We start from the raw sequence: 10,273 nt of genomic DNA, 5'->3' as shown, positions 1-10,273 counted from the left end.
GCCCGTGAGGGCAGAAAACCAAGGCTGTGCCTTGGTTATCCAATAATCAGCGGGTGAAAATCGGGCTTTTCGGCATGCCCAAGCCGTCCATTTCCGGCTGATGGGCAACTTGTTCGGAGTTTCCTTAACCCCGCGCGAGTCGCACTCAGCATTGCGTTCTGCGCATAGATGACTCTAGCGCGAGGGCGCCATTATGGCGCCCCAACGCAGGCTACTTGATTACGATCGGATTGACCGGTGCGCCAGTCCCCCCTACTACCTTCAGCGGCGCAGCGGTGTACAAGAAAGTCCATTGCCCATCTTCGGCACAGTCGGCGGCAAGCGGATCCAACTGCGCAATCTCTGTCAGGGTAATACCAAGATTACGCATCAATGCGTTATGCAGTGGCAACGCGACGCCGGAAACCGGGTCGACGGTTACTTCGTTGGCAATGGTGTCAGTCACGATGTTGGGAATTTCCATGTCCTGGAACCATTGCACAAGCTCCGGGCTATAGGTCAGTCCCGGTTCGATGAAGTCTTTGTAGAACTCTTCGCTGTCGCGATAGTAGAACGAACCGATCCATCCTGTACGAATGAGCAGAATGTCGCGTTTCTGGATCTTGACGCCTTGAGCGGCAGCGGCGTTCATCAAATCCTCGTGATTGAAGGTTTCCCCTGGTGCCAACACCTGCTTGTCGCGAAAGCGCGCCATGTCGATGAGAATCCCACGCCCCACGACGCCCTTTTCCCCAATCGGTGCGACGCTGGCCTTCGCCAGCCCGCCGATGGTGGTGTCTGCATCGTAGCCGTTCCAGATCTGATCGTCGTACCACACGTGGCCAAGGGCGTCATATTGCGTTGAGCCCTGCAGATGGAAAAACATCACATCGTCAGCATACTCGTAGCAACCTGGGAAATGCGGTCCTTTTCCACAGTTGTAGTGCCCGCGATCCATGATGTTCATACGCCGCGCCGGAGTACGTCCTGGCCAAACCGGATCGCCCTTCTCATCGCCAATACGAACCTGCAGGGTAAAGGTCTTCCCCTGCCGGACTTGGCTGACACCCTCCAAGGCTTCCTTGGCAGTGAGGTAGTTCAGACAGCCGACTTCATCGTCAGCGCCCCACTTACCCCAATTGCGCGGAGCGTCTTTAAGCAGTTCACGTACGTGAGGTACTTTTTTATCGGACATGATTGTTCTCGTTTGTTGTTGTGACCATCAATCAGAATAGGGAGCGTCTCAACTCATGTTGCACGCGCTGCGGCTGACCAGCGACCGGTCATAACGCTTGAACCAACCCGCCGTTTCCCGGGTGAACAGTGCCGTCAACAGTGCCGCCACGAACATCAGCGCTGAGATGAACACCAGGGCAAGGTGATAACCTGCGGACTGCTCGAAACCGCCTCCGGCCCCAATGAACAAACCAATCAGCAGCGGGCCGAAACCACCCGCGTAAATGCCTGCGTTAACCACCGAGCCTGCCAAGCCAGTCGTGCCGGGTTTGGCTGAGTCGAATGCGATCGCATACAGCAAGGTGTAGGGCGCATTCATGGCGAAACCGGCAAACAACTGCACGCCGATCAGCCACCCGAGGCTGACCGAGGTATAGCGGAACAGATACATGCCCACGCCCAGCCAGAGAAAGACGATCACCAGGCTCAACTTTCGACCGATTCGATCCGATAGCCATCCCCACAGGATCTGGCCGATCCCACCCGTGATAGTGAAGAGCACAGAGTACGCTGCGGCTTGGGCAAAGTTGTAATGCGCAACGAACGCGAGGTATTGCGGCAACCAGAAGCTGATGCCGAAGTAGCCGACTATTGCGAACATCGAGATCAGGGCAATGACGCTGATATTGGGGTTTCGCAGGACGTCCTTAAGCACACCTTTTTGCGGGATTGCAGGTGTATCGCTCAGACTCGGTGCGGTTTCACCAACGGCGGCGACATGCGCCGTAAATTTTCGATAGCGCGCTGCCGTGCTGAACTTCCAGTACAAGGTGAATACGATGATCATGGGAATCGGGAACAGCAAGAACGCATAGCGCCAGTTTTCCGGGCCGTAGGCGTTCAATAGCGCACTGATCGCCACACCACCAATCAACGTGCCCCACGGGTAACCCGTGTGGTGAAGACCGAGCGCGAAGCCGCGACGCTCCTTGGACCACCACTCGGCCAGGGAGGTGACCTCCACGGCCTCGCCCACCCCGCCAAAAGCATGGGAAAGGATCTGCAAGCACACCAGCACGCCCAATGAAGCGGTGAGGAAGTTGAAGCCCGTCAGGAACGTGAACAGCGTATAGGCGAATACGATAGGCAAATGCCGATATTTGCGCCGCTAGCCATGACCACCTTTATCCACCCATACCATCAGTGGCACAGCGAGCAACGATGTCGAGATGGTGATGACCGCCGCCAGTAACCCGGCCATTTCAGCGCTGGTTTTGAACTCGCTGGTGATTGAAGGCAACACCATGAAAAACAGGTGCCGTGAATTGGCGTCCAGCGCATACACCAGCCAGAGCAGCAGCATCGCGCCCCAGGAGACAGCGCCGGCGCCCTGTATTTTTTTTGTAGAAAGGCCAACAGCGGATTGAGGGTCGCTGCGAAGTTCCATTAGAAAGCTCCGATATTTGATTATTGTTATTTATTGGCTTCCTGGCCCGCTCATGCACGAGGGTGCATGAACCTCTCACTCAGCACGCCTGGTGCGTGGAAACGAGTGTGTTCAAGCTTATGCCGACAGGCATGCACAGAGCATCGCTGCCCAGAGCAAACCCGCTTTGCCTGTGCGGCACGGCAACTTGGCAGGCTCCTTGCGTTACGCCTGCCATTTGGCACGGGAACTAGGGCAGATAGTCCTCAAGGATCAGATCCGCCGCCCGCTCCGCCACAGCCATTACCGCGCCCTGGATATTCCCTGAAACCATGGAAGGCATCACCGAGGCGTCGACCACTCGCAGCCCCTGCAAGCCATGCACCCTAAGTCGCGAGTCGACGACTGCGCTTGCGTCTTCGCCCATCCGACAGGTGCCCAGAGGGTGGTAGATGGTCTGCCCTGTCTTGCGGGCAAACTCCAGCCATTGTTCATCTGACTGCGCCTGCAGCCCAGGGCTGGTTTCCTCCTCGACGAAGCGGGCCATGGCTGGCTGCATGACGATCCGACGCGCGATCTTCATGCCCTCGACAATACAGCGCTGGTCTTCGTCTGCAGCCAGCATGTTGGGACGAATGGCCGGCATCGCGTTTCGGTCACTGCTTTCAATATGCACCGAACCAATCGACTTGGGCCGCAGTTGGCTGACCCCGATGGTCATGCCAGGATGCTTGTCCAATATCCGATTCGCAGCATTGGCATAGCTGGCGTGCACGAAGAAATACTGGATATCCGGCGTAGGCAAGCCTGGGTCGGTCTTGATGAACCCATGCACCAGGCCGGTTCCCAGCGTCAGGATGCCGGTTCGCCGGGTAAAGTATTCGGTCACTGCCAGCCCCAGCCGCCAGCCACGTGCCAGCTCATTCAAGGTCACGACGTTCTTCATGCGCCAGTTCATGCGGGTAGCAAAGTGGTCGATGTAGTTCTCCCCGACCCCGCGTAGCTCGTGCTTGAGTGGTACACCAGCGGCGAGCAGCACCTGCGGCTGGCCAATGCCGGACAATTCCAGCAACTGCGGAGACTGGATGGCACCGGCGCAAAGAATGACTTCAGCATTGGCTTTGATGCTGACTTGCTCACCATTGTGTACATAGGTTACGCCCGTGCAGCGTTTCCCCTGCACGTCGACCCGCAGTACATGCGCATGGAGGACGATGTGCAGATTTGCCCGTGACCTGGCCGGTTTGAGGTAGCCGTCGACTACACTCCAGCGCCGCCCATCTTTTTGCGCCACTTGGTAGTAGCCAAAACCGGTCTGATCCCGGCCGTTGTAGTCAGCATTGTGAGGATGACCATCCTGCGCAGCTGCTTCCAGGAAAGCGGTGGACAGCGTGAAACGCTCGCTGACCTGGTGGATGTGCATGGGGCCCTGGTGCCCACGCGTCTCATCCCCCGATGCATAATTCTCGATCTTTCTGAAGTAAGGTTTGAGTGTTTCGAAGTTCCAACCCTTGGCGCCTGATTCTGCCCATGCGTCATAGTCGCCTGGTTGGCCGCGCACGTAGATCATGCCATTGATCAACGTCGAACCACCCAGGCCTCGCCCGCGGGGCACAGCGATTTCACGATTGTAGGTGCCGGCTTCAGGTTTGGTCTTGAAGTCCCAGTTGAAACGTTTGTCCACCATCAGTTTGCTGAACCCAGCCGGAATCGGGATCCAACGGCCATTGGGCTCCCCGCCTGCTTCCAGCACCAGCACACTGTGTTTGCCTGATGCAGTCAGGCGGTTGGCCAGGATGCAACCGGCGGTGCCGCCACCGACGATGACATAGTCGTAGTTATTCATGGGTTGCTCCCATCGCCGCGGCCATGAGCGCGATCTGGGACTGCAGCATTGGCCGCCCCGGATGGACCCGACAGCCGCGCTCGGCAGCCGCAACCAGCAAGGGGGTATGTTCAGGCTGCATGATGATTTCCGCCACGGTTTGCTCCGGGGTCAGGCGCTGAACCTCGCACGGATAATCATCGCTATCGCGCAGTCCCATCGAGGTAGCGTTCACCACCAGGTCGTGCCCAGAAGGGTCCCTGCCCCCCAGCTTGAAAGATACATCTGGGAAAAATCCCGCGAGGCGGGTCACCAGTTGCTGTGCTTTGGCCTCGGTGCGGTTGGCAATTGTCAGCAGTGCCACGCCGGCCTCAGCCAGGGCAAAGGCGATCGCTTGCGCGGCGCCACCGGCCCCAGCGAGATAAACCGTCTTGCCGGCAGGCTCGATCGCCGCGTTGCGCAGGCCGGCGACAAACCCGACTCCGTCGAGGATGTCACCATGCAGCCGCCCTTCGGCATCCCGACGTACGACATTTACCGCGCCCACTTGGCGAGCCGCCGGTGACAAGCTGTCGCACAACGGCACGATGGCGCTCTTGTGTGGGACCGTGACCACAAACCCGTCCAGATTCTGCAGGGCCCGCAGGCCATCGACCGCGGTAGCAAGCTGAGTCTCGTCGACATGAATGGGCACCATCACCCTGTCATGCCCCCAGGACCGCATGAGTGCGTTCATGTCTTCTGGTGTTTTCACATGCACAATGGGGTCGGCGACGATGGCAAAGAGCCGTGTATTTCCGGTGATTTTTTGAGTATTCGATGGTTCGCGCATGGAGCTCAGGCCTGTGTATAGGTGGTCTTGATGGCGGTATAGAACTCACGGGCGAACGGGCCTTGCTCCCGTGCACCATAGCTGGAGCCTTTGCGCCCGCCGAAAGGAGCGTTGTAATCGACCCCCGCCGTTGGCACATTGACCATCACCATGCCGGCCGTGGAGCGTGCCTTGAAGTCGCTGGCGTGCTTGAGCGAAGTGGTGCAAATGCCGGACGACAAGCCGAACTCGGTATCGTTGGCCAGGCGCAGGGCATCATCGTAATCCCGGGCGCGAACCACACTGGCGACTGGCCCGAACACTTCCTCGCGGTTGATCCGCATATGATTTTCGGTGTCGACGATCAGTGCCGGGTTCAGGTAGTAGCCCTGAGTTGCTCGCACTACACGTTCGCCACCGAAAACCAGACGCCCGCCCTCGCGGGTGGCAATATCGATGTAATCGCAGTCCTGCTGCAGTTGGCTTTCGCAGACGACGGGACCAATGTCCGTACCTGCTTTGGTGGCGTTGTCGATATTCAGCATCGCCAGCCGCTCGACGACAGCAGCTACGAAACGATCATGAATGGCGTCTTCGACGATGAAGCGACTTGAGGCAGTACAACGCTGGCCTGTCGAGAAAAACGCGCCTTGCACCGCCACTTCGACAGCCTGCTCGAGGCTGGCATCGTTGAGCACTACCAGTGGATTCTTACCGCCCATCTCAAGCTGAACCTTGGCACCCCGCGCCATACATTCGAGGCCGATGGAACGCCCAGTCTGGGTTGACCCGGTGAACGACAACGCCCTGACCTTGGGATGCTTGGCGAACACATTGCCAACCTGGGAGCCTGGGCCCATGACCAGGTTGAAAACACCTGCCGGGAGCTGACCTGCGCGGCTTATGATCTCCGCAAGGGCCCAGGCGCTAGCGGGTACCAGGTCTGCCGGTTTGAACACCACCGCATTGCCATATGCCAATGCCGGCGCAATTTTCCAGGCGGGGATGGCAATGGGGAAATTCCAAGGAGTGATGATGCCCACTACGCCTTCAGGCTCGCGCCGTACTTCGGCTTCGACATCCGGACGAATATTTGCGAGGCGTTCGCCCGACAGACGCAGAGCTTCGCCCGCGAAAAACTTGAACACCCTGCCGGCGCGGACCACCTCGCCGACGCCCTCTACTAGCGTCTTGCCCTCCTCCCGTGAAAGCAGCAAGCCGAGTTCTTCTTTGCGTGCGAGTATCTCGGAGCCGATCCGGTCTAAGGCATCGCCACGCTGTTCAGCGCTCATCCGGGCCCAGGTGGGTTGCGCATCATGCGCAGCCTCTACGGCCAGCTCAGCCTGGCGGGTATCGGCCCTAGCGTATTCGCCGACGATATCGGTGATATCCGATGGGTTGATATTGCGATTGATACTCGCACCCTCGACCCACTGGCCAGCAATGTAGTTCTTGTTCATAGCCTATTCCGATTGACAGAGTGTCTGGACAGTCGCGTCCGGCAGCTACGAAATGCTATCCGGGGCACTGACGACACCTTAATCGAACAGGTCGCAGGCGAGTTGTGACTCCACGGCAAAGGGGGTTTTCCCTGAGTTCACAGGACCGCAAGTATGACAGGCAGGGTTCTCCCCCTTTTTTGTTAACGCTTCGCCTTTGCTGGAGGCTGGATCGTCCAGGGATTCAGCGCGATATGCTGCTCCATCGCCTTGATAAAGGCCCTGATACGGGGACTGACATTCTTGCGGTTTGGGTAGATCAGATAAATCGGCTGCGCGATGCGGCTTTGATAAGACTCCAGCACCGGCAGCAATCGCCCGGCTCTCAGGTCCTTACCGATATGGAAATCGGCGAGTCGAACAATGCCGCCACCATTCAACGCGAGCGAGCGCAGCAAGTCCCCTTGTGTGAATGTCGAACGGGGCTTGATGGGAACGATCGTTGTCTCGCCAGCGTGCTCGTAGCTCCAGATGTTCCAGGGGCTGTTGAACGCGAAGTGGAAGCAATCGTGTTCGAGCAGGTCGGCAGGCGTTTGCGGCCGACTACGCTTCTCCAGGTAGGAAGGAGCAGCGCAGGTAATCCATTGGGCCTCACCAATACGTCTGGCAACGCGCGATGAATCAGGCAATACACCACTGTGAATGGCAACATCCAGGCCGTGATCGAACTGATCAACATACTGCGCGCCCACCTCGATGGTCACCGAGAGATCCGGATGATCAGCCAGGAAGTCTGGCAGCCAAGGTATGATCTGATGCTTGGCGAACGTCGCCATCGTATGGATGCGCAAACTTCCGCTTAGCCGGCCAGGAAAAAGCTCGGCGAGGGAGTCGGCTTCCGCCATGGCGTCCATGACCGCACGGGCACTGGTCAGGTAGACCGCCCCCTCCTCGGTTAGCGTCAAGGCTCGGCTCCCGCGCTGAAACAGGCGTACTGAAAGGCGATCTTCCAAGCGAGTGACAAGTTTGCTGATCGCTGATGGCGACAGGTCATTGGCCCGAGCAGCGGCCGAGAAGCTCCGATGCTCATAGGCCCACAAAAAAGCAAGCATCTGCGCGTAGTTTTCTTTGTCCAAGGTGAGTGCCTCAGTTCAAGCGCTATTTACGGTTTGGCAGATCAACACTTGGACTCGCGCTGCTTTCGCGCGTGACCAGTGAAATGTCCAGTTCGACAACCCGCTCAATCTGGATACCTTCGACCTGCGCAATCATCATGTCGGCGCTGAGTTGCCCGATTTCGAAAATCGGGATCCTGATCGAGGTCAATGAGGGCGATGCAATCGCGCTGAAACTGATGTCGTCGAAGCCGGTGATGGTCATCTGCGTCGGCACGCAGACTCCCCGACGTTTAGCTTGCTCGCAGGCCCCCAGCGCCAGCAGGTCTGTGGTGCAAACCAGCGCAGTCGGTCGCGGTTGCATGGCAAACACCTGCTCGAAACCGGCGCGTCCGCCGTCAAGGCTGAATGGCTGTTCGATGATCCGGTTTTCAGGAATATCGAGCCCCATCTGCGCAAAGCGTTTACGCACCCCTTCGATTCGATACCTGGCACGCTCGTTGTACTGGCGCTGTCCGGTGAGAATTGCAACGTCCCGGTGGCCTAGCGCAAGCACATGGTCCGCGATCAACTCGCCTCCCCGCACATTGCTGAAGCCCACCGCGCAGTGTTCACGGCAATCATCCACCGACCACATCAGGACGTAGGGGCGCTGTGATCGCTGCAACAGTTCGAACACCGCAGGATCATGGTCTGTGCCCACCAGGAAAATCCCTTCCACACCTCTTTCGATAAAGTTACGCACACTGGAAAGCTCTCGCTCACGATCGTACTCGTGCGAGGCAATGATCAGTTGGTAGCCACTTGTATTGAGCCGCTGCTGCAGCGCCTGGATCGAGTCAGCGTAGATCGGGTTGTTCAATGTGGGGAAGATCGCAGCGACACTGAAGGTACGCCGTAATGCGAGGGCTCGCGCAGCGCCGTCCATCACATACTGCAGCTGCCGTACAGCCGCATCGACCTTGGCAAGCGTGCTTGGTTTGACCTGGTCCGGGTTGGACAAGGCACGAGAAGCACTGCCCAGTGAAACGCCGGCCAGACGTGCCACGTCGCGCAGTTTTGGTTTGTCGTTTTTTGTCATGGTGGTGGTAACTCCTGCTTGACAGCAGTGTATCACCAGACTTAAAAATGAACCGGTTCATTTATGAACAAAGTCGTCCTGAATCAACAATAAGACCACAGCCACGCAGCCCACGCCTTGCCAGGCGTTTTTTTTGACCCTGTAATTGAACCGGTTCAAATCCATGCGGCATGGCTGATACACCAGGAGGCAACACAATGAAAATCATGCCCTGGGCCATCAATGGCCTTGCTGCCCTTACCCTGTCAGTCTCGCTCACCGCACATGCCGATGTGCCAATAGGTGCCCTCTACCCACTCAGCGGAGCCCTCGCACTGCTGGGCGATGAGAGTTTTCGCGGGGTCGAATTGGCCGTGGAGCAGCGCAATGCCGCTGGCGGCCTCAACGGTGAGCGAATCAAGCTGATCAAGGCCGATGCAGTGGATGCCGCGCAAGCGGTCAGCGCCGCTCGCCGGCTTACCTCCAGCGACAACGTCGCTGCGGTGTTCGGCAGTTACTCCTCGGCATTGTCTTTCGCCGCCACGCAAGTGACCGAGCTGGCCGGCATTCCTTATTTCGAGCTCGGAGCCGTGGCCGACAACATCACCGATCGTGGGCTTCAAAACGTTTATCGCAGCAACCCCACCGCTCGTAATTTCGCCGAAGGCACCATCACCGCCATCACCCAACTGGTCGCTCCTCAACTGAAGGTTGATGCCAAGAGCCTGAAGATTGCGATCATTCATGAAGACGCGCTGTACGGCACGACCATCGCCAACTTCCAGAAAGAGTTGGCGGCCAAGGAAGGCTTGCAAGTGGTGGAGGTGCTGCCCTACTCCGCCAAAGCCGTCGACCTTTCGTCACTTATCCTGCGCCTCAAAGGCGCTGGCGCCGATGTTGTGTTGCAAACCTCCTACCAGAACGACACCACCCTGTTCTTCCGACAGATCCGTGAAGCCGGCTTTGCGCCTAAGGCCATCATCGGTGCCGGTGGAGGCTATTCCATGCAGGACACCGTCAAGGTGGTCGGCGCGCAGAACATCGAAGGCGTACTGGACGTCGATTTCCCGCAGTTCCAGACCAACGAGGCCGGTGCACCGGGCATCGCTGCCTTCGCCGAAGCCTATCGCGCACGCTACGGCAGCGAGCCGCGCTCAGGCCACAGCCTGATCAACTATGTCGGCGCCAAGGTATTCCTCGATGCCATGGCCAGCGCCAAATCGCTCGATGCCGAAGACATCCGCGAAGCGGTAAAGACGATCGACATTCCGATCGGTCAGACCGCCGCGAACATCGGTGCGAAGTTCGCTGCCAATGGCCAGAACGAGCGCGCACAAACCACCATCATGCAGTGGCAGCAGGGCGTGCTTAAAACCGTCTATCCCCAAGCCGCCGCCGTTGCCCAGGCCACTCTGGCCAGCCAGCCCTGACCCACACGCTGT

The 10,273-nt window shown here is 58.3% G+C and carries 9 protein-coding genes; 1 reads left to right on the top strand and 8 read right to left on the bottom strand.

What is annotated here, in order from left to right; translation table 11 throughout:
• Nucleotides 1-211: 211 nt before the first annotated feature.
• The 8 genes from CQW31_RS28245 to CQW31_RS28215 form a co-directional block, all read right to left on the bottom strand.
• Entirely contained in the window at nt 212-1,174 is a 963-nt protein-coding gene (locus CQW31_RS28245; protein WP_016486894.1) for a cyclase family protein, read from the bottom strand.
• A 48-nt stretch (nt 1,175-1,222) separates the two neighbouring features.
• Nucleotides 1,223-2,305: a nitrate/nitrite transporter gene (locus tag CQW31_RS28240; RefSeq protein WP_256587448.1), complete on the bottom strand. Its 1,083-nt coding sequence runs from the start codon at nt 2,303-2,305 to the stop codon at nt 1,223-1,225.
• An 18-nt stretch (nt 2,306-2,323) separates the two neighbouring features.
• Complete coding sequence (locus tag CQW31_RS31865; RefSeq protein ID WP_256587447.1) at nt 2,324-2,602, bottom strand: hypothetical protein; 279 nt, start codon at nt 2,600-2,602, stop codon at nt 2,324-2,326.
• A 229-nt stretch (nt 2,603-2,831) separates the two neighbouring features.
• Nucleotides 2,832-4,427: a GMC family oxidoreductase gene (locus CQW31_RS28235; RefSeq protein WP_009684909.1), complete on the bottom strand. Its 1,596-nt coding sequence runs from the start codon at nt 4,425-4,427 to the stop codon at nt 2,832-2,834.
• Complete coding sequence (locus tag CQW31_RS28230; protein WP_016486891.1) at nt 4,420-5,238, bottom strand: shikimate dehydrogenase; 819 nt, start codon at nt 5,236-5,238, stop codon at nt 4,420-4,422. Before CQW31_RS28230 ends, CQW31_RS28235 begins: the two co-directional genes overlap by 8 nt.
• Before the next feature lie 5 nt (nt 5,239-5,243).
• Nucleotides 5,244-6,677 carry an aldehyde dehydrogenase family protein gene (locus CQW31_RS28225; RefSeq protein WP_009684907.1) on the bottom strand — a complete coding sequence of 478 codons (1,434 nt, stop codon included), beginning with the start codon at nt 6,675-6,677 and terminating at the stop codon, nt 5,244-5,246.
• Between the two features lie 182 nt (nt 6,678-6,859).
• Nucleotides 6,860-7,768, bottom strand: coding sequence for a LysR family transcriptional regulator (locus CQW31_RS28220; RefSeq protein ID WP_009684906.1), 909 nt, complete (start codon nt 7,766-7,768; stop codon nt 6,860-6,862).
• A 46-nt stretch (nt 7,769-7,814) separates the two neighbouring features.
• Nucleotides 7,815-8,852, bottom strand: coding sequence for a substrate-binding domain-containing protein (locus CQW31_RS28215; protein ID WP_016486890.1), 1,038 nt, complete (start codon nt 8,850-8,852; stop codon nt 7,815-7,817).
• Nucleotides 8,853-9,049: 197 nt separating this feature from the next.
• On the opposite strand from CQW31_RS28215, the gene CQW31_RS28210 reads away from it, so the two are divergent.
• On the top strand, nt 9,050-10,261 hold the full coding sequence (locus CQW31_RS28210; protein ID WP_009684904.1) for an ABC transporter substrate-binding protein: 1,212 nt from the start codon (nt 9,050-9,052) through the stop codon (nt 10,259-10,261).
• The last annotated feature ends 12 nt before the right edge of the window (nt 10,262-10,273 follow it).

The sequence above is a fragment of the Pseudomonas sp. 382 genome, from assembly GCF_002759075.1.
Lineage (GTDB): Bacteria > Pseudomonadota > Gammaproteobacteria > Pseudomonadales > Pseudomonadaceae > Aquipseudomonas > Aquipseudomonas vlassakiae.
The sequence above is the reverse complement of the archived record's forward strand: the minus strand, read 5'-3'. Positions and strand labels throughout refer to the sequence as shown.